Origin of the sequence: Microbacterium sp. T2.11-28, assembly GCF_950097975.1 — a bacterium.
Taxonomy (GTDB): Bacteria; Actinomycetota; Actinomycetes; order Actinomycetales; family Microbacteriaceae; genus Microbacterium.
Genome location: NZ_CATNHF010000001.1, coordinates 974740 through 998474 on the forward strand (window position 1 = coordinate 974740; position 23735 = coordinate 998474).

18 protein-coding genes and 1 other RNA gene are annotated in these 23735 nt (G+C 72.1%); 6 read left to right on the plus strand and 13 right to left on the minus strand.

The annotated features are described in order from the left end of the window. Positions 1 to 44 precede the first annotated feature (44 nt). The 4 genes from QQZ13_RS04795 to sigJ form a co-directional block, all read right to left on the minus strand. Complete coding sequence (locus tag QQZ13_RS04795; protein ID WP_284527964.1) at positions 45 to 701, minus strand: thymidine kinase; 657 nt, start codon at positions 699 to 701, stop codon at positions 45 to 47. Between the two features lie 3 nt (positions 702 to 704). Beyond that, positions 705 to 2177 carry a malate:quinone oxidoreductase gene (locus tag QQZ13_RS04800; protein ID WP_284527965.1) on the minus strand — a complete coding sequence of 491 codons (1473 nt, stop codon included), beginning with the start codon at positions 2175 to 2177 and terminating at the stop codon, positions 705 to 707. Positions 2178 to 2295: 118 nt separating this feature from the next. After that, the gene (locus QQZ13_RS04805) at positions 2296 to 3366 is read right to left on the minus strand and encodes an aspartate-semialdehyde dehydrogenase (protein ID WP_284527966.1); all 1071 of its coding nucleotides are present in this window, start codon (positions 3364 to 3366) and stop codon (positions 2296 to 2298) included. A gap of 100 nt (positions 3367 to 3466) precedes the next feature. Continuing rightward, positions 3467 to 4330 carry an RNA polymerase sigma factor SigJ gene (gene sigJ, locus QQZ13_RS04810; RefSeq protein WP_284527968.1) on the minus strand — a complete coding sequence of 288 codons (864 nt, stop codon included), beginning with the start codon at positions 4328 to 4330 and terminating at the stop codon, positions 3467 to 3469. Positions 4331 to 4426: 96 nt separating this feature from the next. Here sigJ and QQZ13_RS04815 point away from each other — a divergent pair, with 96 nt between their 5' ends. Continuing rightward, on the plus strand, positions 4427 to 5170 hold the full coding sequence (locus tag QQZ13_RS04815) for an SDR family oxidoreductase (RefSeq protein ID WP_284527969.1): 744 nt from the start codon (positions 4427 to 4429) through the stop codon (positions 5168 to 5170). 230 nt (positions 5171 to 5400) lie between these two features. Here the strand turns inward: QQZ13_RS04815 and QQZ13_RS04820 are convergent, their stop codons facing one another. Next, entirely contained in the window at positions 5401 to 6687 is a 1287-nt protein-coding gene (locus tag QQZ13_RS04820) for an aspartate kinase (protein WP_284527970.1), read from the minus strand. A gap of 133 nt (positions 6688 to 6820) precedes the next feature. On the opposite strand from QQZ13_RS04820, the gene QQZ13_RS04825 reads away from it, so the two are divergent. Further along, positions 6821 to 7228 (plus strand): hypothetical protein, encoded by a 408-nt coding sequence (locus QQZ13_RS04825; RefSeq protein ID WP_284527971.1) that lies wholly within the window; start codon positions 6821 to 6823, stop codon positions 7226 to 7228. Positions 7229 to 7238: 10 nt separating this feature from the next. Here the strand turns inward: QQZ13_RS04825 and QQZ13_RS04830 are convergent, their stop codons facing one another. From QQZ13_RS04830 to QQZ13_RS04840, 3 genes are read right to left on the minus strand one after another with little or no spacing between them, the layout of a single operon-like run. Then, on the minus strand, positions 7239 to 8162 hold the full coding sequence (locus QQZ13_RS04830; RefSeq protein ID WP_284527972.1) for a DMT family transporter: 924 nt from the start codon (positions 8160 to 8162) through the stop codon (positions 7239 to 7241). Continuing rightward, the gene (gene recR / locus QQZ13_RS04835) at positions 8162 to 8755 is read right to left on the minus strand and encodes a recombination mediator RecR (RefSeq protein ID WP_284527973.1); all 594 of its coding nucleotides are present in this window, start codon (positions 8753 to 8755) and stop codon (positions 8162 to 8164) included. Before recR ends, QQZ13_RS04830 begins: the two co-directional genes overlap by 1 nt. Before the next feature lie 2 nt (positions 8756 to 8757). Further along, positions 8758 to 10887: a DNA polymerase III subunit gamma and tau gene (locus QQZ13_RS04840; protein WP_284527974.1), complete on the minus strand. Its 2130-nt coding sequence runs from the start codon at positions 10885 to 10887 to the stop codon at positions 8758 to 8760. A 98-nt stretch (positions 10888 to 10985) separates the two neighbouring features. On the opposite strand from QQZ13_RS04840, the gene QQZ13_RS04845 reads away from it, so the two are divergent. After that, complete coding sequence (locus tag QQZ13_RS04845) at positions 10986 to 12125, plus strand: NAD(P)-binding domain-containing protein (RefSeq protein ID WP_284527975.1); 1140 nt, start codon at positions 10986 to 10988, stop codon at positions 12123 to 12125. On the opposite strand, the gene QQZ13_RS04850 is transcribed toward QQZ13_RS04845, so the two are convergent. From QQZ13_RS04850 to ffs, 5 genes are all read right to left on the minus strand, one after another. Then, complete coding sequence (locus QQZ13_RS04850) at positions 12126 to 14669, minus strand: glycoside hydrolase family 65 protein (protein ID WP_284527976.1); 2544 nt, start codon at positions 14667 to 14669, stop codon at positions 12126 to 12128. A 50-nt stretch (positions 14670 to 14719) separates the two neighbouring features. Beyond that, the gene (locus QQZ13_RS04855) at positions 14720 to 15451 is read right to left on the minus strand and encodes an HAD family phosphatase (protein ID WP_284527977.1); all 732 of its coding nucleotides are present in this window, start codon (positions 15449 to 15451) and stop codon (positions 14720 to 14722) included. Between the two features lie 50 nt (positions 15452 to 15501). Then, entirely contained in the window at positions 15502 to 16707 is a 1206-nt protein-coding gene (locus QQZ13_RS04860; RefSeq protein WP_284527978.1) for an acetate/propionate family kinase, read from the minus strand. Further along, entirely contained in the window at positions 16704 to 18872 is a 2169-nt protein-coding gene (gene pta, locus QQZ13_RS04865; RefSeq protein WP_284527979.1) for a phosphate acetyltransferase, read from the minus strand. Before pta ends, QQZ13_RS04860 begins: the two co-directional genes overlap by 4 nt. 107 nt (positions 18873 to 18979) lie before the next feature. Further along, positions 18980 to 19074: signal recognition particle sRNA small type (gene ffs / locus QQZ13_RS04870), an RNA gene on the minus strand. Between the two features lie 83 nt (positions 19075 to 19157). Here ffs and QQZ13_RS04875 point away from each other — a divergent pair. From QQZ13_RS04875 to QQZ13_RS04885, 3 genes are read left to right on the plus strand one after another with little or no spacing between them, the layout of a single operon-like run. After that, the gene (locus tag QQZ13_RS04875) at positions 19158 to 20159 is read left to right on the plus strand and encodes a MoxR family ATPase (protein WP_284527980.1); all 1002 of its coding nucleotides are present in this window, start codon (positions 19158 to 19160) and stop codon (positions 20157 to 20159) included. 8 nt (positions 20160 to 20167) lie between these two features. Continuing rightward, on the plus strand, positions 20168 to 21415 hold the full coding sequence (locus QQZ13_RS04880) for a DUF58 domain-containing protein (protein ID WP_284527981.1): 1248 nt from the start codon (positions 20168 to 20170) through the stop codon (positions 21413 to 21415). Next, positions 21402 to 23666: a DUF3488 and transglutaminase-like domain-containing protein gene (locus QQZ13_RS04885; RefSeq protein WP_284527982.1), complete on the plus strand. Its 2265-nt coding sequence runs from the start codon at positions 21402 to 21404 to the stop codon at positions 23664 to 23666. The genes QQZ13_RS04880 and QQZ13_RS04885 overlap by 14 nt, the downstream gene beginning before the upstream one ends. Positions 23667 to 23735: the final 69 nt, after the last annotated feature.

The window sequence follows — 23735 nt, forward strand, 5'->3', positions numbered from 1 at the left end:
AACGTTACAAGACCGAGCGGACAACGGGCGAGCGGGACGCCGGGTCAGCTGAGGCGCCCGCCGGACTCGCGGAGGTAGCACTCGGCGCACATCGACTCGTACGTGACACGGTCGGCGCTCAGCTGGTCGATCGCGACCTGATCGCCGTCGAAGACGAACCGCCCGCCCACGAGCCGCGCGTTGAACAGCGCCTTCCGTCCGCAGCGGCAGATGGTCTTCAGCTCCTCCAGACTGTGCGCGAGCTCCATGAGGCGCGCGGAGCCCGGGAAGGCGCGGGTCTGGAAGTCCGTGCGGATGCCGTAGGCGAGCACGGGGATGCGGTCCTCGACCACGATCCGCAGGAGGTCGTCGACCTGCGCCGCCGTCAGGAACTGCGCCTCGTCGATCATGAGGCACGCCACGTCGTACCGCGCTCCCGTGGCGCTGGACTCGGGGATCAGGGCCTCCTGCTCGGCCACGCGACGCACGCGCTCACGGTGTTCGGCGAACAGCGAGCGCAGGTCGTCGCCCGGGGCGATGAGGAAGTCCACGAGCCGCTCCACACCCAGACGACTGGAGATGCGGTCGGCGCCCTTGGTGTCGATCTCGGGCTTGGCCAGCAGCACGTGCTGACCGCGCTCCTCGTAGTTGAAGGCTGCCTGCAGCAGCGCGGTGGACTTCCCGGAGTTCATCGCGCCGTAGCGGAAGTAGAGCTTCGCCACTGATCAGGGGTTGATCTTCAGTGCCGCGGCGGTGGTGCGCAGGGACTCCTCCGCCACCTCGGGCCGCGTGTTCAGGGTGGCGCCGTAGCTCGGGATGAGTTCGCGCAGCGCGGGCTCCCACCCGGGCATCCGGTCGGGGAAGCAGGTCCTCAGGAGCCCGAGCATGATGGACGCGGCGGTCGAGGCACCCGGCGAGGCACCGAGCAGGCCGGCGATGGAGCCGTCGGCGGAGCTGACGACCTCCGTGCCGAACTGCAGCACGCCGCCCTTCTCGGGATCCTTCTTCATGACCTGCGCACGCTGGCCGGCCTGCAGGAGCTCCCAGTCCTCGTCCTTCGCCGTGGGCATGAACGTCCGCAGCGAGTCCACCTTCTTCTTGTGGTTCTTCAGCAGCTCGCTCACCAGGTAGCCGATGAGGCCGGGGTTGTCGATGGCGACCTTGATCATCGGCCACAGGTTCCCCGGACGCACCTGCGCGACGATGTCGGTGATGCGGCCGTTCTTCAGGAACTTCGGGCTGAACGTCGCGAACGGGCCGAACAGAAGCGACGCCTCGCCGTCGACCACCCGGGTGTCCAGGTGCGGCACCGACATGGGCGGCGCCCCGACGGAGGCCTGGGAGTACACCTTCGCCTTGTGCTGGGCGACGATGGCCGGGTTGCTGGTCTTCAGCCACTGGCCGCCGATGGGGAAGACGCCGTAGCCCTTGATCTCGGGGATGCCCGAGCGCTGCAGGAGCTTGATCGCCCACCCTCCCGCGCCCACGAAAACGAATCGGGCGTTGAGGCTGCCGGGCGTCTTGCCGAGGGAGTTCCGGTACGACACCTTCCAGGTGCCGTCCTTCTGGCGGCTGAGGTTGCGGACCTCGCGGTTGGTGACCACCTCGACGCCCTGCTCCTCGAGGTGGGCGAACAGCTGCCGGGTGAGGGCGCCGAAGTCCACGTCGGTGCCGGCGGGCACCCGGGTCGCGGCGAAGGGCTCGCCCTTGCGTCGCTTCTGCATGAGCAGCGGTGCCCACTGGTTGATGACGCGCGAATCCTCGGAGTACTCGATCCCCGCGAACAGCGGCTGGGTCCGCAGCGCCTCGTAGCGCTTCTTCAGGTACGCGACGTCCTTCTCGCCGCGCACGAAGGTCATGTGCGGGGTGGCGTTGATGAACGTCGACGGCTCATCCAGCACGCCCCGCTCGATGAGCGAGGTCCACAGCTGACGGCTCTGCTGGAACTGCTCGTTGATCGCGACCGCCTTGGCCGGGTCGACCGAGCCGTCGGGGCCCTCGGGCATGTAGTTCAGCTCGCACAGGGCGGCGTGGCCGGTGCCCGCGTTGTTCCAGGCGTTGGACGACTCCTGAGCGACCTCCGACAGCCGTTCGCAGACGACGATCTTCCACTCCGGCTGCAGCTGCTTCAGCAGGGTTCCGAGGGTGGCGCTCATGATGCCACCGCCGATCAGGACGACATCGACTGGTTCACTCACGATGTCCCAGTCTAGGCCCGGTTTTCCCCGGCCCCGACGGCGGGCCGCCACGGCATCCGGAAAGGAGCGGCGTTCTTTCGCCCACGGCAACCGCCGTCCGCGGCGAGGCGACGCGGTCTCAGACGGCGGCGGTCAGGCGCGCCGCGACGAGCTCGGCGATCTGCACGGCGTTCAGCGCCGCTCCCTTGCGCAGGTTGTCGTTGCTGACGAACAGCACGAGGCCCTTGCCGTCGGGCGCCGACTGGTCTTCGCGGATGCGGCCGACGTAGCTCGGGTCGTTGCCGGCGGCCTGGAGCGGGGTCGGCACCTCCTCGAGTGCGACTCCGGGAGCCGACGCCAGGATCTCCCGTGCGCGGTCGGGCGTGATGTCGTGGGCGAACTCGGCGTGGATCGAGAGCGAGTGACCCGTGAAGACCGGGACGCGCACACAGGTGCCGGCGACGCGGAGGCCCGGCAGCTCGAGGATCTTGCGGCTCTCGTTGCGGAGCTTCTTCTCCTCGTCGGTCTCGTTCAGACCGTCGTCGACCAGGTTGCCGGCCAGCGGGATCACATCGAACGCGATCGGCGCCACGTACTTTTCCGGCTGGGGGAAGTCCACCGCACCGCCGTCGTGGACGAGGTCGAGCGTGCGGCCCTGGGCCAGGACGCCCTCGACCTGCCCGAGAAGCTCCTGCGCACCCGCGAGGCCGGAGCCCGACACCGCCTGGTAGGTGCTCACGACGAGACGCTCGAGTCCGGCTTCGCGGTGGAGCGGCGCCAGCACCGGCATCGCGGCCATGGTGGTGCAGTTCGGGTTGGCGATGATGCCCTTGGGCAGATCCTCGATCGCGTGCGGGTTGACCTCGCTGACCACGAGCGGCACGTCGGGGTCCATCCGCCAGGCGCTGGAGTTGTCGATGACGACGGCGCCGGCCTCCGCGAACCGCGGCGCGTGCGCGCGCGAGCCGGTGGCGCCGGCGCTGAAGAGCGCGATGTCGATCCCGGACGGATCGGCGGTCGCGACGTCCTCGACGACGATCGTCTCGCCGCCGAACTCCACCGCCGTCCCGGCGCTGCGGGCCGTCGCGAACAGCCGCAGCTCGCGGATCGGGAACGAGCGCTCGGCGAGGATCTCGCGCATGACCGTCCCGACCTGGCCGGTGGCGCCGACGACGGCGACGGAGAGTCCGGATTCGGAGATGCGGGTCATGGTGGATCCTTGCGACGAGTACGGCGATGCGGGTGAGGTGCCCGAGCGGGCGTGTCGCCGATTCTACCGGCCGCCCGACGGGCCGGACGCCCGCGCGCGATCAGCGCCAGCTGCCCAGCTTCTCGGGATTGCGCATCATCCAGATGTCCGTGACGCGGTCGCCGTCCGTGGCGAACGAGACGACCGCCGACACCTCGCCGTCGAGCCGGATGAGGAGGCCGTCCCCGTCGCCGTGGACGACGTGCTCGTACGTGGCCGCCGGGAGCTTGCGGGCAAGGCCCAGCAGGAACCGGGCCACGTCGTCCGCGCCGCGCACCGGTCGCCGGGCCGCCGACACGATCCCGCCGCCGTCGGAGCGCAGCACCACATCGGGGTCGAGGATGCCCACGAGCGCCTCGAGCGAGCCGGAGCCCGCCGCCTCGGCGAAGGCCGCCACGAGTGCCGAGTGACGCTCGGGCGGAACACCGGCACCACGGCGCTGCCCCACATGGCGGCGGGCGGACGTCGCGAGCTGGCGGCAGGCGGCCGGCGTGCGGCCCACGACCTCGGCGATCTCGGCGAACGACAGGGCGAAGACGTCGTGGAGCACGAAGGCCACCCGCTCGGCGGGCGTGAGGGTCTCGAGCACGAGCAGCAGCGCCGTCGAGACGCTGTCGGCGCGCTCGACCGCCTCGGACGGATCGTCCGCGGGCGACGCGTACGCGGGCACCGGCTCCGGCAGCCACTCGCCCACGTACCGCTCGCGGCGCGCGCGCGCCGAGCCGAGCATGTCGAGGCAGATCCGTCCCGTCACGCGCATCAGCCATGCACCGGGCGAGCGGATGGCGTCGCGCTCCGCGTCGTCGAGGCGCAGCCACCGCGTGTACGCCTCCTGTACGGCGTCCTCGGCATCCGCCCTCGTGCCGAGCATGCGCAGCGCCGCGGCCACGAGTCTCGGCCGCTCGGCCAGCAGGGTGCTCTCCACGCCCACCTCCCCGGACCCGCCGGGGCGGCCGGGTCCACCTCACATTCTGGCCTGCTGCGTCGTCGATGAAGCGACCGATCAGAGAGAGGACACCCCATGAGGATCGCCGTCGCAGGAGGAACCGGAACCGTCGGACGCGAGATCGTCGCCGCCGTGCGGGCCCGCGGACACGAGGCCGTCGTGATGGCCCGGTCGACGGGCGTCGACCTCGGCACCGGGCAGGGGCTCGACGCGGCGTTGGCGGGCGCGGACGCCGTGATCGACGCGTCGAGCATCGGCACCATGAGCGCCGAGGAGTCGAGGGCGTTCTTCCGCACGGCCTCCGAGACGCTGCTCGCCGGGGCCGCACGCGCCGGCGTCGGGCACGCCGTGCTCCTGTCCATCGTGGGGATCGACCGGAATCCGCACGGCTACTACGCGGGCAAGGTCGCGCAGGAGGCGGTCTGGACGCAGAGCCCCGTGCCGTCGACGATCGTGCGGGCGACGCAGTTCCACGAGTTCGCGGGCCAGGTGTCCGGGCAGGCGAGACTCGGGCCGATCCAGCTGGCTCCGCACGCCCGCACCCAGCCGATCGCGGCGGCCGAGGTGGCCGCCCACCTCGCGGGGCTGGTCGAGGCGCCCGCGGCGGGTCGGGCGACCGACATCGCGGGCCCCCGCGAGGAGGACCTGGCCGACATGATCCGCGCGTGGGTGCGCCATCAGGGGCGGCGCGGGCCCGTCATCGCCGTGAGCCTGCCGGGAGCGCAGATGCGCGGCATGCGCGCCGGGCTCGCGCTCCCCGGCCCCGACGCGCTGCGCCTCGGTCCGACCTTCGCCGACTGGCTCGCCGACCGCGGCTGAGGCGGTGCGGCGAGACGGGCGCGCCACCGGTCGTTGAGCGAGGAGCACAGCGACGAGACGAAACGGGAACGACGTTTCGACTCGCTGCGCTCGCTCAACGACCGAGGAGACGGGCGCGCCACCGGTCGTTGAGCGAGGAGCACAGCGACGAGACGAAACGGGGACGACGTTTCGACTCGCTGCGCTCGCTCAACGACCGACGAGACGGCGCGCGACGGCCGGGGCGGTCGTCAGCGGCCGGAGCCGGCGTAGACGACAGCCTCGGTGTCGCCGTCGAGGCCGTAGGCGGTGTGCACCACGCGCGCCGCGTCGGCCAGCTCATCGCCGCGGACGACGACCGAGATGCGGATCTCCGAGGTCGAGATCATCTCGATGTTGACGCCCGCCGTCGACAGCGCCTCGAACAGCGTCGCAGAGACGCCCGAGTGCGCGCGCATGCCCGCCCCGACGACCGACAGCTTGCCGATCTGGTCGTCGTGCACGAGGCTCTCGAACCCGACCTGCTGCTGCTCGGCGGCCAGCGCCCGCAGCGCCGCCGAAGCGTCGGCCTTGGGCAGCGTGAACGAGATGTCGGTGCGGCCGGTCGCGGCGGCGGAGACGTTCTGGACGATCATGTCGACGTTCGCTCCGCTGCGCGCCACGATCTTGAAGATCTCCGCGGCCTTGCCGGGGACGTCGGGCACGCCGATGACGGTGATCTTGGCCTGGCTGAGGTCGGTCGCGACACCGGCGACGATCGGCTCTTCCACTTCTCCTCCTTCGACCCCCTCGGGAACCGTCATCCCGGGTCCGAGCACGAACGTGCCGACCCCCGAGCTGAACGTCGAGCGGGCATGGATCAAGACGCCGTGGCGGCGAGCGTACTCCACCGCACGGATGTACAGGACTTTGGCGCCGTTGGCGGCGAGCTCGAGCATCTCCTCGGCGCCGACGGTGCTGAGCTTGCGGGCGTTGGGGACCACGCGCGGGTCGGCGGTGAAGATGCCGTCGACGTCGCTGTAGATCTCGCACACGTCGGCGCCGAGCGCGGCCGCCAGGGCGACCGCCGTGGTGTCGGACCCGCCGCGGCCGAGCGTGGTGATGTCACGGGTGTCACGGTTGAAGCCCTGGAATCCGGCGACGATCACGATGGCGCCCTCGTCGAGCGCTTCGCGCACGCGGACGGGCGTGACGTCCACGATGCGCGCCGCACCGTGGTGGGCGGTGGTGATCATCCCGGCCTGGCTGCCGGTGAGCGAGCGCGCCTCGAAGCCCATGGAGTGGATGGCCATCGCCAGCAGCGCCATGGAGATCCGCTCCCCCGACGACAGCAGCATGTCGAGCTCGCGCGGCGCCGGGATCGGGGCGACCGCGTGGGCGAGGTCGAGGAGCTCGTCGGTCGTGTCGCCCATCGCACTGACGGCGACCACGACGTCGTGTCCGGCGCGACGCGCGTCGACGATCCGCTTCGCGACGCGCTTGATGCTCTCGGCGTCGGCGACCGACGACCCGCCGTACTTCTGGACGATCAGCGCCACTGCACAACACTCCCGGGAGAAGGCCGGCCACCCGGGCCGGCGGGCCGCTACCGGCCCCGACCTCTCATCTTAGAGACGCGCGGATGCCGCTCGAGCCATGTGACGCAGGTCCGCGAGCGCGTACCGTGGACCCATGAGCGCTCACGTCGAAGCCATCTGGAACCGCGCCCTCGACCTCGCCTCGCCGGCCGAGGCGAGCCGACCCGGCGATGTCGCCCTGCTCACCGTGCTGACCTTCCATGGGCTCGTGACCAACGGCGGGCTCCTCAACGCCGTCGAGCTCCACGCGTACGACGACGTCTACCCGAGCGACGCCGTCGTCGAGGCGTACCGGTTCCTCGGACTCGAGGACGCGGCCGCCGCGATCGACAACGCGGTGCTCGAGCAGCGCGACCTGGTCGTGCGCGGCGACGACGATGACGACGTCGCGGATGCCGCGGAGCGCATCGACGCCACGTACACCCTCGACGACGACGACATCGAAGCCGCCCTCGCGGTGGCCGTGCGCAACGACCCCGACGACTTCGCCCCCGTCGACTAGGTCGCGCCGGTCAGGCGATCGGAAGGTCGGTCGCAGGCGCGGGGCGACGACGCAGCCGCCCGCCGGTCGCGGCGAGCCAGCAGCCGAGGATCACCAGCGGGAAGCCGACGAGCAGGCCCGGCGACAGCGCCTCGCCGAGCACGAACACGCCCAGCAGCACGGCGACGACCGGGTTCACGTAGGTGAACAGCGGTGCGCGCACCGGGCCCACCTCGCGGATGAGCGCGAAGAACCCGAGGAAGGCGACCGCGGTGCACAGGATGCCGAGCGCGACGAGCGCCACGGTGGAGCGGACGGTCGGCACCTCGTGCTGGGTGAGCAGCCCGAAGGGCAGATAGGCGAGGCCGATGAACAGGAGCGAGAGCGTGATGGTCCCGAGCGAGGGCACGTCGCGGAGCTTGGTCGCGATGAGGAACGGGGCGATGGCGTAGAGCAGGGCCACCAGCAGCACCTGTCCGACCGCGAGCAGAGCCGCGTCGGCATCGGCCACCGCCAGTCCGGGACCCAGGACGATCACGGCGACGCCGGCGAACCCCATGCCGAGCCCGACCGTCCGCGCCGGGGACAGCACGCCGCGATCGCCGCGCAGGAGCGAGATGAGCGCGGCGAACAGCGGCACGGTCGCCACCAGCAGCCCGGTGAGTCCCGACGGCAGGGTCTGTTCGGCGTGCCCGAGCAGCAGGAACGGTCCCGCCATCTCGATCGCGCCGAACGCGAGCACCCACGGCCAGACGCGCAGGGCGGGGCGCAGCGCGCCGCGGTGAAGGGCCAGGGGAAGGAGGATCGCGGCGCCGAGGAGCGTGCGTCCGGCGACGATCGCGGCGGGCGAGAAGGAGTCGACCGCCTCCTTGATGAACAGGTACGGGATGCCCCACAGCACGGCCATCGCCCCGTAGAGGAGCCAGCCGCGCGTCGAGACGGACGGGCCGCCCATCAGACGCTGCGACGACCCTCGAAGGCGCGCCCGAGGGTGACCTCGTCGGCGTACTCGAGATCGCCGCCGACGGGGAGCCCGGAGGCCAGCCGCGTGACCCAGATCTCGAGCGTGTGCAGCAGGCGGCTGAGGTAGGTCGACGTCGCCTCGCCCTCGAGGTTGGGATTGGTGGCGAGGATCACCTCCTGCACCGTGCCGTCGGCGAGGCGCTGCATGAGCTGGGTGATCCGCAGATCGTCCGGGCCGATGCCGGCGATCGGGCTGATGGCGCCGCCGAGCACGTGGTAGAGCCCGCGGAACTCCCGCGTGCGCTCGATGGCCGAGACATCCTTCGCGTCCTCGACGACGCAGATGAGCGTGGGGTCGCGACGCGGGTCGCGGCAGATGCCGCAGCGCTCCTGCTCGGACACGTTGCCGCAGATCTCACAGAACCGCACCCGCTCGCGCAGCTCGCCCAGGAGCTGCGACAGGCGCGACACGTCGAACGTGGGCGTCTGGAGGATGTGGAATGCGATGCGCTGCGCCGACTTCGGGCCGATGCCGGGAAGGCGGCCGAACTCGTCGATGAGGTCCTGGACGATGCCGTCGTACATGGTCAGCTGAACCTCGTGGGCGGTGTGTAGGGCTCTTCACGGACGAAGGTGGCGCCGAGCATCTGGCGGACCACCGCCTCGCCCACCCGCTCGATGCCGTTCGGCCGGGGTGCTCGCGCCGGCGCCGGGCGGTCCACGGCGACGGGGGCGCGGGGCGGGATCGGCGCGTCCGCGGCCACGGGCGGCGGAAGCTCCTCCTCCTCTTCGGCCGTCATGGGCGCGTCGGCATCGGCGAGGACGTCTCCGGCGTGGGTGAGGGTGAGCGTGCGCACCGGCGCCGACGCCGCCTCTTCGGGCTCGTCGTCGACGGCGAGCGGGGCGCTGGACGCCTCACCACCGGGGATCGGCGCCACGGCCCACTCGGTGACGGGCGCCGGCGCGGCGGACGCGCGGGACGGAGCGGGGGCCGGTGAGCCGCCGGAACGCGGTGCCGATCCGGCCGAGGGAGCGGGAGGGTCCTGACGCGCGGAGGGAGCCGGAGGCACGCGGGAGGAGGGAGACGCTGACGCACCCTCCGCATCTGCATCACCGGACGACGCGCCGCCGCCGGCGGCTGCCGGGGCGGCCGGCTCGTGACGGGCGACGTACTTCACCCGGACGCCGAGGATCTGGATGATCGCGCCGCGGAGGTCTTCGCTGGGGCCCTTGCCGGCGGCCAGCTTCTTGAACGACGCGACGTCGGATGCGCTCGGGAAGGCCAGCGTGAGGACGTCGTCGACGAACGCGACCGGACGCGCGGCCGAGGCGAGCATCCACGAGGAGCGGCTGACCGGCTCGAGGGCCGCGAGGATGCGTTCCCAAGCCCCGGTGACGTCGTCGAGGGTCAGCGGACCGGAGGGCACCGGCGGGGCCGGCGCTTCGGCGGCGGGAGCGGGTGCGGCGGCAGGAGCGACCGCGACGGGAGCGGGTGCGGGAGCCTGAGCCGCCGGAGTCGGCGACGGCGCGGCCGGAGGCTCCGCCGCAGCAGGAGCGGCGGCGGGAGCGGGTGCGGCGGGAGCGGTGGCAGGAACGGCCGCGACCAGCGGCGCCGGCGCTCCGCTGGCGAGCACGCGCGCCACGAGGAGCTCGAGCTGGAGCCGCGGCGATGTGGCACCCGACATGTCGTCGAGCGCCGTCACGACGATGTCGGCGACCCGCGAGAGCCGGTCGGTGCCGAAGGCCGACGCCTGCACGCCCATGCGGTCGAGCTCGTCGGCCGGCACGCCGCGCAGCACCGCGGAGGCGCCCGCACCGGTGGCGGACACGATGATCAGGTCGCGCAGCCGCTCGAGGAGATCGTCGACGAAGCGGCGCGGATCCTGGCCCGTCTGCACGACACGGTCCACGGCGGCGAAGGCGGCGCCGGCGTCGTGCCGGGCGAACGCCTCGACGACCTCGTCGAGCAGCTCGGCGTGCGTGTAGCCGAGCAGCGCCACCGCACGCTCGTAGCCGACGACGCCGTCGTCGGAACCGGCGATGAGCTGGTCGAGCAGCGACAGCGTGTCGCGCGGCGAGCCTCCGCCGGCACGGACGACGAGCGGGAGCACGCCCGGCTCGACCGAGACGTTCTCGGCGGTGCAGAGCTGCTCGACGTACTCGAGCATGGCCGCGGGCGCGACGAGACGGAAGGGGTAGTGGTGCGTGCGCGAGCGGATCGTGCCGATGACCTTCTCGGGCTCGGTGGTGGCGAAGATGAACTTCACGTGCTCGGGCGGCTCCTCGACGAGCTTGAGGAGCGCGTTGAAGCCCTGCGCGGTGACCATGTGGGCCTCATCGAGGATGAAGATCTTGAAGCGATCGCGCGCCGGGGCGAACACGGCGCGCTCGCGCAGGTCGCGCGCGTCGTCGACGCCGTTGTGCGAGGCCGCATCGATCTCGACGACGTCGAGCGACCCGCCGCCGCCGCGGCTGAGCTCGACGCAGCTGTCGCACGTGCCGCACGGGGTGTCGGTGGGTCCCGCCGCGCAGTTCAGACACCGGGCGAGGATGCGCGCCGACGTCGTCTTGCCGCAGCCGCGCGGGCCCGAGAACAGATAGGCATGCCCCACCCGATCGCCGCGCAGGGCCGTCATGAGGGGCTCGGTGACCTGCGACTGCCCGATCATCTCGCCGAAGGACTCGGGCCGGTAACGGCGATACAGGGCGGTGGTCACCAGAACAGACTACGGCGTACCGGGGACATCGTGCCGGGCGCGCATCCCGGCGCCCTGCCGCGGGAAGAACGTCGTCCCCGGCGACGTTGAGCACCGTCATGGAACCCGCACCCGTCGACGTCGTCGTGATCGGCGCGGGCCAGGCGGGACTGTCGGCCGCCTACCATCTGCGGCGCCGCGGGTTCGTGCCCGTCGACGCTCCCGGCGACGACGACGACCCGACCGGCACCTTCGTCGTGCTCGACGCCGATGCCGCTCCCGGCGGCGCCTGGCAGCACCGGTGGGCGTCGCTGCGGATGGCGACCGTCAACGGCATCCACGAGCTCCCGGGCCACCCCGTGCCCGCCGCGGACCCGTCCGCCGCCAGCCGCGACGTCCTCCCCGCCTACTTCGCCGACTACGAGCAGCGGTTCGAGCTGCGCGTCCGGCGACCGGTCACCGTCTCCGCGGTGCGCCGCGCCGACGACGACCCGGACGGCGACCTCGTCGTCGAAACCGATCGCGGCCGCTGGCGGGCGCGCTGGGTGATCAACGCCACCGGCACCTGGCGGCGCCCGTTCTGGCCGCACTACCCCGGTCAGGAGCGCTTCGCGGGGCGGCAGCTCCACGTCCACGACTACGTGTCGGCGGAGGAGTTCGCCGGTGAGCGCGTGGTGATCGTGGGCGCGGGCATCTCGGCGATCCAGCTCCTGGACGAGATCTCGCGCGTCGCCGACACGTTCTGGGTGACGCGGCGAGAGGTCGACTGGGATGCCGGCGACTTCGACACGGCCGCGCGCATCGCCGCGATCGCCGGGGTCGAGGAGCGCGTGCGCCGCGGCCTGCCTCCGGGGAGCGTCATCTCGGTCACGGGTCAGCACTGGACGCCGTGGGCGCGGGCGGCGCGGGACCGCGGCGTGCTGGTGCGGCATCCCATGTTCACCGCCGTCGAGGAGCACGGCGTGCGCATGCCCGACGGCTCGTTCGAGCCCGCGGACGTCATCCTGTGGGCGACGGGGTTCCGCGCCGACATCGCCCACCTCGCCCCGCTGGGGCTGCGCACCGCCGCCGGGGGCATCCGGGTCGCCGACGGACGCGCCATCGACGAGCCGCGGCTCTTCCTGATCGGCTACGGCCCGTCCCAGTCCACGGTCGGCGCGAACCGTGCCGGCCGCGCCGCCGTGCGGGCGATCATGACCGACATCGCCCGCCGCCCCGCCGAGCCCGCGCCCGAGGAGGCGGACGTCGGCGCGGCGTGATCAGGTGTCGACGCCGAGGTTGCCGTGCTCGGACTGGACGGGCGACGAGGCGGTGATCACCGGGATGGCCGACGTGTTGGTGGAGATCGGCACGGAGGCCGAGATCATCGACCCGTCCTCGCGGAGCTGATCGCTGATGTCGCCGAGGGTCGGGCGACCCGACAGCACGGGTCCCTGACCGTCGAGCGGCACGACGACCGTGCCGCCGCCCTCGACGGCGTAGCCGATGCCGCGCACCTCGAATCCCACCGACTCGCCGGGGCCCGCGACCACGGTGAGCGCGTCGGCGGTGACCGTGATCTTCAGCTCGGTGCCGTGCCAGTGCAGCGTGTACGAGAGCGAGGGCCAGTCGGCCGGCAGGCGCGGGTCGAACGACAGGTCGCCGAAGTGGTCGCGCATGCCGCCGAAGCCGGCCACCAGCGCCGTCCACACCCCGCCGGCCGAGGCGACGTGCACACCGTCGGCCGCGTTGTGGTGGAGGTCGCCGAGGTCGACGAAGATCGACTCGCGGAAGTACTCCAGCGCGAGGTCCTGGTAGCCCACTTCGGCCGCCAGGATCGACTGCACCACTGCCGACAGCGTCGAGTCGCCCGTGGTCAGCGGGTCGTAGTACTGGAAGTCGGCGAGCTTCTCCTCGGCGGTGAAGTGGTTGCCCTGCAGGTACAGCGCCAGCACCACATCGGCCTGCTTGAGCACCTGGTAGCGGTAGATCACCAGCGGGTGGAAGTGCAGCAGCAGCGGACGCTGCTCGGGCGGGGTGTTCTCGAGATCCCACACCTCGCGCTCGAGGAAGACGGCGTCCTGCGGGTGGATGCCCAGCGCCTCGCTGTAGGGGATGTGCATCGCCTCGGCGGCGTGCTCCCACGCGTCGGGCTCGCCGGGCTCCAGGCGCAGGCGGTCGACCATGAGGGCGTACTGCTCGGGCTCGTACTCTGCCATCTCGCGCACCGCGCGCGCCGCGAAGCGCAGGTTGTAGCGCGCCATCACGTTGGTGAAGAGGTTGTCGTTGACCACCGTCGTGTACTCGTCGGGACCGGTGACACCGTGGATGTGGAACACCTCCGGCTCGCCGTCCTCGTTGAAGCGCCAGAAGCCGAGCGTCGTCCACAGCCGCGCGGTCTCGACCGCGATGTCCACGCCCTCGCGGTGGAGGAACTCCTCGTCGCCCGTCGCCCGCACGTACTTGCCGAGCGCGAAGCTCACGTCGGCGTTGATGTGGTACTGCGCGGTGCCGGCGGCGTAATACGCCGAGGCCTCCTCGCCGTTGATCGTCCGCCACGGGAACAGCGCCCCGGCCTCGTTGAGCTGACCGGCGCGCTTGCGGGCCGATGGGAGCATCAGGTAGCGCATCCGCAGGGCGTTGCGCGCCCAGAGCGGCGTCGTGTAGATGAGGAACGGGAGCACGTAGATCTCGGTGTCCCAGAAATAGTGGCCGCTGTAGCCGGAGCCCGACACGCCCTTGGCGGGCACGCCCTGGCCGTCGGCGCGCGCGGCCGCCTGGGCGAGCTGCCACAGGCACCAGCGGGTGGCCTGCTGGAGGTCGTCCCGGCCCTCGATGACGACGTCGGAGCGCTGCCAGAACGCGGTGCACCAGGCGGCCTGGCGCTCGAACTGCGCGGCCACCCCCTCGGCGGCGACCCGGTCGAGGGTGCGCCGGCCGCGGTCGACGAGCTCCCGGGCGGGGACCCCGCGGGAGGTGTGGTAGCTCACGAGCTTGGTGACCGTCACCGGCACCCCCGCCTTGGCCTGCACCCGGAAGACGTTCTTCGCGATGTCGGGTTCGGCGAGCGTGCGGGCCGAGTACTCGTTCTCGGTCTCGACCACGTGGTCGGCCACGACCGCGATCGTCATGCCCGACTCGGTCACGCGGTAGGCCAGCGCGGCGCGCGCGCCGTCCTGCCAGAACTCCTGCGGCTGCAGCACGCGCTCGTGGATCTTCTCCGCCTTGCGCGGGTCGAACCCGGCCTTCGCGCCCGCGCCGCCCGGGCGCCCGCCGCTGTAGACGTCCTGACCGTCCTGGCGGTTGATCATCTGGCAGCTCACCGTGACCGGGGCGTCCGCGTTGAGCACTGTCACCGTGACGCTCATGACGGCGAGGTGCTTCTCCTCGAACGAGACCATGCGGTCGAAGTCGATGACGACGTCCTTGCCGCTGGGGGTGGTCCAGCGCACGTGCCGCGTGAGCACTCCCGTGCGGAAGTCGAAGGCGCGCTCGTACTCGCGCACGTCGGCCACGTCGAACGACAGCGGCTCGTCGTCGACGTAGACGCGCATGACTTTGGCGTCGGGGGCGTTGATGATCGTCTGTCCGACCTCGGCGAAGCCGTAGGCCTGCTCGGCGTGACGGATCGGGAAGATCTCGTGGAAGCCGTTGACGAAGGTCCCGTGCTCGTGCGCGTGGCGCCCCTCGGGGTGGTTGCCGCGCAGGCCGAGGTAGCCGTTCCCCTGCGCGAACAGGGTCTCGGTGACCCCGACGTCCTCGAGCGAGAAGCTGCGCTCGACGAGACGCCACGGGTCGACGGGGAAGCGATCGCGATCGATCATGGAGCTCCTCTGGTCTGGAGGTCGACGACGGACGGGATGTACGGGTGTGTTCAGGGGAGGAAGGCGGACAGGTCGTCCACGACGACGTGCGCGCCCGACGCGAGCAGGATGTCGGCGCCGACGCCGCGATCGACGCCGACCACGAGGGCGAAGCCCGCCGCGGCGGCGGACTGGACGCCCGAGTGCGCATCCTCGACGGCGGCGCTGCGCGCCGGGTCGACGCCCAGCATCCGGGCGCCCTCGGCGAACACGTCGGGCGCCGGCTTGGAGGGCAGCCCCTCCCGCTCGGCGATGACGCCGTCCATCACGACCTCGAACCGGTCGCGGATGCCGGCGGCGCGCAGCACCTCGTCGGCGTTCTTCGAGCTCGACACCACCGCCACCGGCACGCCGGCGTCCCGGAGCCGGTCCACGAGCGCGATCGAGCCGGGGTAGGGAGCGATGCCCTCGCTGCGCAGGATGCGGGAGAAGACCTCGTTCTTGCGATTGCCGATGCCGCACACGGTGTCGGCGGTGGGCGGGTCGGACGGGTCGCCCCACGGCACCTCGACGTCGCGGGAGCGCAGCAGGCTCGCGACGCCGTCGTAGCGCTTCTTCCCGTCGAGGTACTCGAAGTAGTCGCGCTCGGTGTACGGAGGCGAGATGCCCCAGTCCGCGAAGAGCTCCGTGAACATCGTCTGCCACGCATGCATGTGCACCTCGGCCGTCGGCGTCAGCACTCCGTCGAGGTCGAAGAGCACGCCGTCGTACGAGGTCAGATCGGGGAGCTGAGCGGCTGTCACCCGTTCAGCGTAGTCGCGACCCGAGACCGGCGGGAGACCGAGCGGCAGAGTCAGCTCCGCGACACGATCGAGAGGGTCTGCCGGGCGATCTCGAGCTCCTCGTTGGTGGGCACCACCAGCACCGTCACCGCCGAGTCGTCCGTCGAGATCGTGCGCGGCCCGCGGCTGCGCGTCTCGTTGCGCACCGCGTCGATCCGCACCCCGAGGAAGCCGAGCGTCTCGAGGGCCGCCGCGCGCACCAGCGGCGAGTTCTCGCCCACGCCGGCGGTGAACGAGATGACGTCCACGCCGCCCATCTGGGCGATGTAGGCGCCGATGTACGCGCGCAGCCGGTGGACGTAGACGTCGAAGGCCAGCATCGCCGCGCCGTTGCCGGCTTCGCGGCGATCCTCGATGTCGCGCATGTCCGAGACGCCGGCCAGACCCAGCACACCGCTGCGCTTGTTGAGGAACGCGTCCAGCTCGCTGGGACTCATCTCCTCCCGCCGGGCCAGGACGAGGAGCACGGACGGGTCGATGTCGCCGGATCTCGTCCCCATGACGAGGCCCTCGAGCGGCGTGAGACCCATCGAGGTCTCCACCGAGTGCCCGCCGTCGACGGCCGTGATGGAGGCGCCGTTGCCGAGGTGGAGCACGATCTGCTTGAGCTCGCGCAGCGGCCGCCCGACGAAGTCCGCGGCGGCCCGGCTGACGAACTTGTGGCTGGTGCCGTGGAAGCCGTAGCGGCGGATGCGGTGCTTGCGCGCGATGTCGCGGTCGATGGCGTACGTGTAGGCGGCCGGCGGCAGGGTCTGGTGGAAGGCGGTGTCGAACACGGCGACGTGCGAGAGGTCGGGGAACGCCTCGCGTGCCGCGCGGATGCCCTGGACGGCCCCCGGGTTGTGCAGCGGGGCGAGCACCGACAGCTCGTCGATGTTGATCTCGACGAGGTCGTCGATGAGCGTCGGCTGGAAGAACCGCGCACCGCCCTGGACCACGCGGTGCCCGATCGCCACCGGGGGCTCGTCGGCGAGGGAGGGTCCGTCGGCGGCGAAGGCGTCGAGCATGACGGCGAACCCGGCGGCGTGGTCGGGGATCGGAAGCTCCCGCGAGCTCTCGGAGTCGCCGTCCGGCCCCATCACCTTGTGGCGTGCGGCGCCGGTCTCCTCGCCGATCCGCTCCACGAGACCCGAGGCCAGCGCGCGCTCCGTCTCGACGTCGAGCAGCTGGTACTTGAACGACGACGAGCCGCTGTTGATGACGAGGACGACGGTCATGCCCGTGCTCCCTGGTTCTGGCTCTGCGGCGCGTCCTGGCTCTGGGCCTGGATGGCGGTGATGGCGATGGTGTTGACGATGTCCTCGACGAGGGCTCCGCGCGACAGGTCGTTGATCGGTCGGTTCAGTCCCTGCAGCACCGGCCCCATCGCGACCGCCCCGGCGGAGCGCTGCACCGCCTTGTAGGTGTTGTTGCCGGTGTTCAGATCGGGGAACACGAACACCGTCGCGCGGCCGGCGACCTCGGAGTCGGGCATTTTGGCCTTGGCGACGGCGGCGTCGGCGGCCGCGTCGTACTGGATGGGACCCTCGACCAGCAGCTGCGGCGCCCGCTCGCGGACGAGCGCGGTCGCCGCGCGCACCTTGTCGACATCGGCGCCCGATCCCGACTCCCCCGTCGAGTACGACAGCATCGCGATCCGCGGCTCGATGCCGAACTGCTGGGCCGTCGCCGCCGACGAGACGGCGATGTCGGCCAGCTGCTCGCTGGAGGGGTCGGGGATCACGGCGCAGTCGCCGTAGACCAGCACGCGGTCGGCGAGCGCCATGAGGAAGACGCTCGAGACGACCGAGACGCCCGGCTTCGTCTTGATGATCTCGAACGCCGGCCGGATCGTGTGGGCCGTCGTGTGCGCGGCGCCCGAGACCATGCCGTCCGCCAGACCGAGGTGCACCATCATCGTGCCGAAGTACGACACGTCGGTGATCGTGTCGGCCGCCTTCTCGTAGGTCACGCCCTTGTGCTTGCGGAGCTCGGCGTACTCCCGCGCGAACCGGTCGACGGTCGCGGGGTCGAACGGGCTGAGCACGTGGGCGGCGCTGATGTCGAGGCCCAGCTCGACCGCCCGACCGCGCACCTCCGCCTCGTCTCCGAGGATCGTGAGGTCGGCGATCCCGCGCGCCAGCACGGTCGCCGCCGCGCGCAGCACCCGGTCGTCGCCGCCCTCGGGGAGCACGATGCGCTTGCGCGAGGAGCGCGCGGTCTCCAGCAGCTGGTACTCGAACATCAGCGGCGTGACGACGTGGGAGGTCGTCAGCCCGAGCGAGGTGGTGAGCTCCTCCGTGTCGACGTTGCGCTCGAACAGCGCCAGGGCGGTGTCGTACCGGCGCTGAGAGCCCGCGGCCAGGCGCCCGCGGGTGCCCATGACGCGCACCGCGGTGTCGTAGGTGTCGAGGTCGGTCTGGATGATCGGCAGCGACGAGTCGAGCCCCACCATCAGCCGCTCGACCGCGTCGGGCAGCGGGAACGGGCCGTTGAGGATGATGCCCGAGATCGACGGGAAGGTGCCGGACGAGTTGGCCAGCAGCAGCCCCAGGAGCACCTCGGTGCGGTCCGCCGGCACGATGACGATGGCGCCCTCGCGCAGCCGCGGGAGGATGTTGTTGAGCGACATGCCCGCCACCACCACGTCGATCACCTCGCGCGTGAGCAGGTCCTCGTCGCCGCGCAGCAGCCGGCCCTCCAGGCTCAGCATGACGTCGCGCACGGCGGGCGCCACGAGGTAGAGGTCCTCGGGGATGGACCATACGCCGACCTCCGCTTCGCGGTGCCCGTCGGCGGCGGGGGTGTCGGCGACGACGTCGCGGATGGCGGCATTGATGGCGTCGAGCTTGTCGGGGTCGGCACGGTTGGTGATGACGGCGAACAGCTCGGCGCGGTGGGTGCGCACCTCGGTGACGGCCAGCTCGGTCACCTGCGCCAGCTGCTCGGGGGTGCGCGCGATGCTCACGCCGAGGCGGTCGCCCTCGCCGGCGCGGCCGTTGAGGACGAGCAGCACCGGAGCGCCGAGGTTCGCGGCGATGCGCGCGTTGTAGCCGAGCTCCGACGTCGAGCCCACGTCGGTGAAGTCGCTGCCGACGACGACGACGGCGTCGCACTTGGCCTCGACGGCCTTGTAGCGCTCGACGATCTTCGACAGCGCGGCGTCGGCGTCGCGGCGGACGTCGTCGTAGGTGACGCCGATGCACTCGTCGTACTTCAGCTCCACGCCGACGTGGTCCAGCAGCATCTCGAGCACGTAGTCGCGCTCGACCGTGGAGCGCGCGATGGCGCGGAAGACGCCCACCTTCGGCGAGACCCGCGTCAGCGCGTCGATCACTCCCAGCACGATCGTGGACTTGCCCGACAGGCCTTCGGTCGACGTGATGTAGATGCTCTTCGCCACCCGTTCAGCCTAGGCTCCGCACCCTCGAGGGGGCCACGGATGCACCGGGAGAAACCCTCCGCCACCCCGGAAGCCGGACGGGGCGGCGATGCGGGCGTCACGGGAAAAGTAAGACTCTCCGCGAACCCGGCAGAGCCTGGTTACCCTTGCTACGTTTCCGTCCTGGGGGAGTTGGCCTGGATGCCGTCTCGCGGAGAGCTCCTGCAAGTTTACCCGACGTCCAGCCGGCGCCGCGCCGCACCGGGTTAGCATCGAGGAACGCATCGCCGCGGCGAAGGGGGACGCATGCCCGACGACCAGATCCAGACGCTCCGAGACCAGGTGGGGGCGGAGGACTTCGCCCGCGAGACGGCGGCGATCGCCGACTCGATCACCCGGGTGATCGACGGCAAGCCCGATGCAGTGCGGGCGGCTCTGGTGTGTCTGCTCGCCGAGGGCCATCTGCTCATCGAGGACGTGCCCGGAGTCGGGAAGACGATGCTCGCGCGGGCCCTGGCGGCCACGGTCGACGCGACCGTCCGGCGCATCCAGTTCACGCCCGACCTCCTCCCCGGCGATGTCACGGGGGTGAGCGTCTACAACCCGGTGGACCGCGTCTTCGAGTTCAAGCCGGGCGCCGTGTTCGCCCACATCGTCATCGCGGACGAGATCAACCGCTCCTCGCCGAAGACCCAGTCGGCGCTGCTGGAGGCGATGGAGGAGCACCAGGTCACCGTCGACGGCGTCAGCCGCGCCCTCCCCGACCCGTTCCTCGTGGTCGCCACTCAGAACCCGCTGGAGATGGAGGGCACCTACGCCCTGCCGGAGGCCCAGCGCGACCGCTTCATGATGCGCGTGTCGATGGGCTATCCCGATGCGGCGTCCGAGGCGCTCATGCTCCGCCAGCGCGACACGCTCAATCCGCTCGACGACCTCCGCCCGGTGGTCGGCTCCGACCGTGTGCGCCAGCTCATCGCGTGGGCCCGCAGCGTGCACGTCTCCCCCGCCGTCGAGGAGTACGCGGTGGGCCTGGCCCGCGCGACGCGCGCCCACCCGGACGTGCGCCTCGGCGCGAGCCCCCGCGCGACCCTGCAGCTCGTGCGCGCCGCGAAGGTGTGGGCGGCGCTCGACGGCCGCGAGTTCGTCATCCCCGACGACGTGGCGACCCTTCTCGAGCCGGTCTTCGCGCACCGGATGATCGCCGCCCGCGGCACGAGCGCCACGCGCGGACGCACATCCTCCGACGCCATCGCCGCAGTGCTGCGCACGATCGCGGACTCGGTGCGGGTCCCGCTGGCCACCCGCTGAGGATCGCCGTGGATCGCTGGCCGCTCACGCTCCGGGGCACCGGTGCCGTCGTCCTGGGCGTCGTGTGCTTCATCCTCGCGCACGAGTTCGTCGTGCCGGAGCTGATCTACGTGAGCGTGCTGCTGCTGGTCGTCGTCGCTGCGAGCGTCGTCACGCTGTCGGTGATGCGCCGCAGCGAGACCGTGCGCCGCTCGTTCACTCCCGACGTCGCCACGGTGGGGCAGGAGGTGTCCGTCCGCGCCCAGGTGCAGATCCGCTCGCCGCTGCCGGTCGCGCAGGGGCGCTGGCGCGAGGCCCTGCCGCCCGGGATGACCGGCGATGCTGCCGGCACGTTCCCCGCGACCGCCTCGGGAGTCCGTCTGGGCGCCCGGGCGATCGACCTCCGCTATGCGCTCACGCCGGCCCGGCGCGGCATCCACCCGGTCGGACCGCTGACGGTCATCTCGACCGACCCGTTCGGCTTCGCACGGCGACGCAGCACCGTCGGCGACGTGTCGCTGCTCACCGTGGCCCCGCAGGTCGTGGAGCTGAGCGCGCTGACCGATCTGCCCGGCGAGGCCGGTGGCAGCATGCACTCCACGACCAACCAGCTCGGTCAGGGCGCCGACAACCTGATCCCCCGCCACTACGTCCCCGGCGACTCGATGCGGCGCATCCACTGGCGCGCCAGCGCGCACCGCGACGAGCTGATGGTGCGTCAGGAGGAGCAGGAGACCACGCCCGAGGCGGTGGTCGTGCTCGACCGCGCATCGACCCGGTGGGCCGACGAGGCCCTGCGCGCGCCCGGGCGGGACTCGGGCTTCGAGGCGGCCGTGACCGCGTGCGTGTCGGTCGCGGCTCGGCTCGTGCGCGAGGGCTACCGCGTGACCGTGATCGATGTGGACGGCGTGGAGCTCGCCGAGCCCATCGAGGGCGGCGACGCGTCCGGCGTCGATCGCCTGGTGACCTCCTTCGCATCGGTCACCGCTCACCGGCGCGCGGGCGACCTCGCCCCGCTGGTCCGCCTGTTCGCGGGGGTGCAGACCGGCCCGCTGGTCGTGGTCACCGGCCGGTTCGAGGACGCGGACGCCGATGCGCTCGCCGCGCTCCCCCACCACAGCTCGCTTCCGGTGCTGCTGACGGTGGCGCCCATCCACGACGCCGCCGATCGGGCCGAGAACACCGGATGGCGGGTCGCGGCGATCCCGCCCGGCGCCGACCTCGCCGCGGTGTGGAGCGCCACGGCCGACCGGGGAGGCCGACGTGTCGCTCGCTGAGACCCGCGCCGGGCGCCCGGCGACGGCCCGGCCGCTGCGCCGCGGCGACCGCCGGCTGTCGATCATGCTGTGGCTCGGCCTGTGCGCCGCCATCGCGCCGCTGCTGGGCGTCGTGTCGCCCGGCCCGTGGCTTCTCGGCGCGCTGGCGATGTCGGCCGGGCTGCTCGCCGTCGGCGCGACCATGCGGCGCCTGCGGGTGCCCGCGGTCGGCGTGACCCTGGCCGAGGTCGTGGTGTGGGCGGGGGCGGTGACGGCTGTCTTCTTCGCGCGCGACGCGTTCCTCGGCCTCATCCCCACCCCGGACGTCGTCGATGCGGTCACCACCGCCATCCAGCAGGCCTCGGCCGAGATCCTGCTGGGCGTCGCGCCCATGGAGGCCTCCGCAGCCCTCAGCTTCGTCATCGTCGCGGCGATCGGCGCGCTCACGATCGCGCTCGACCACGTCGTGCTGACCGCGCGTATGCCGCTGCTGGCATCCATCGCCCTGGTAGCCGTCTGGCTGATCCCGGCGATCGCGGTGCCGAGCGGCATGAACGTCCTCGGCTTCGCAATCCTCGCCGCCGCGGTCCTGGCCCTGATCCGCGCCGAGACGCGGACGCGCGAGGCGCCCGAGCCGGGAAGCTCCGCCGGGGTGACCGCCGTCGCAGCGACGATCGGGGTCGTCACCGTCGTGGCGACCCTGATCAGCGCGCCCGCGCTGCCGGCGCCGATCGCGGCGGGCTCGGGCAGCGGAGCCCTCGCGACGATCGATCCGACGCTCGACCTCGGCAACGACCTGCGCCGGCGCGGCGACGTCGCCGTGCTCACCGTCCGCACCGACGGACCCACTCTCCCCTACCTGCGGGTGGCGACCCTCTCGGAGTTCGACGGCGAGATCTGGCGACCCGACCGGGTGCGGTCGGTGTCGCTGTGGGACGAGGGGATGGAGCCGGTGGTCGTCGACGAGGGCATCCGCGTCACGCAGTACCGCACCAACATCGCCATCTCCAACCTGTCCTCGTCCTACCTCCCCGTCTCCTACCCGGCCGTCTCGGTCGACGGTCTCGAGGGACTGTGGCGGACGGTCCCCTACAGCCGCACGGTGCTGAGCGGTCAGGCCAGCACCCAGGGGCAGCGCTACGAGGTCGTCTCGCAGGTGCCGCGGCCGACCCTCGAGCAGATCCGCGCCGCCGAGGCGGATGCCGACGGGCTGAACGTCGACGTGCGCGGCCTGCCCGACTCCACGCCCGCCCGGGTGGCCGAGCTCGCCGAGCAGGTCACCGCCGGCGCCCGGACCGATTACGACCGGCTCACCGCCCTCCAGGACTGGTTCCGCGGCCCCGATTTCACCTACTCGCTGCGCGCTCCCGTGCTCGAAGGCTTCGACGGCACGGGATCGGATGCCGTGGCCGCGTTCCTGGAGGTGAGGGAGGGCTACTGCATCCACTTCGCCGGCGCCTTCGCCCTCATGGCGCGCGCCCTCGACATGCCCTCGCGCATCGTGGTCGGATTCCTGCCCGGCACCTACACCGGGGACACCGAGGACGGGCAGCGGGTGGCCGAGGTGACCACCGGCCAGCTCCACGCCTGGCCCGAGGTGCACTTCGAGGGCGTCGGCTGGGTGCCCTTCGAGCCGACCAAGAGCCTCGGCAACGAGACGCGCTTCCTGCCGGCCAGCGAGGCGGGTCAGGACGACGGCGGCGAGGACATCTCCGGCCCGACGCCGACCACGACCCCCACGTCGACGGCCTCGGCGGCGCCGAACGAGCGGCCGGACGACGGGCCGACCGACGCCGCGGGCTCGACGCTCCGCCTGGTCGATCTGCGGCCGTACCTGCTGACGGTCGGCGGCGTGATCCTCGTCGGCGTGCTGCCGCTCGTCCTGCGCACCCTGCGCCGCCGCAGTCTCGGCCGCCGGGCCGCCGAGGGCGACGCGGGCGCCGCGTGGCGGATGCTCCAGGAGGCGGCCATCGATCTGGGCGTGACGGCGCCGGCCGCCGAATCGCCCCGGGCGTTCGGTGCCCGGCTGGTCGCATCGCACCACGCCCCGGCAGCCGAGGTCTCGCGCCTGGTGGCGGGCATCGAGCGCGCCAGCTACTCCCGCGACGGCCTCGGAGCGGCCGCGCTGGCGGACGATGCCGAGGCGGCGCGCGCCGCGATGCTGGCCGCCGCGACGCCGGCAGCGCGTGCGATGGCCGTGCTCCTCCCGCGCTCGCTCGTCGTGCGGCCGGGTTCCGCCTTCGCCGGCTCGGCGCCGGTCGTCTCCGACTGAGTCGCATACGACGGCGTCCCCGCGGCGGGACTCGCGCGGGGGCGGGCGTTCCGCAGGACACCCGCCCCC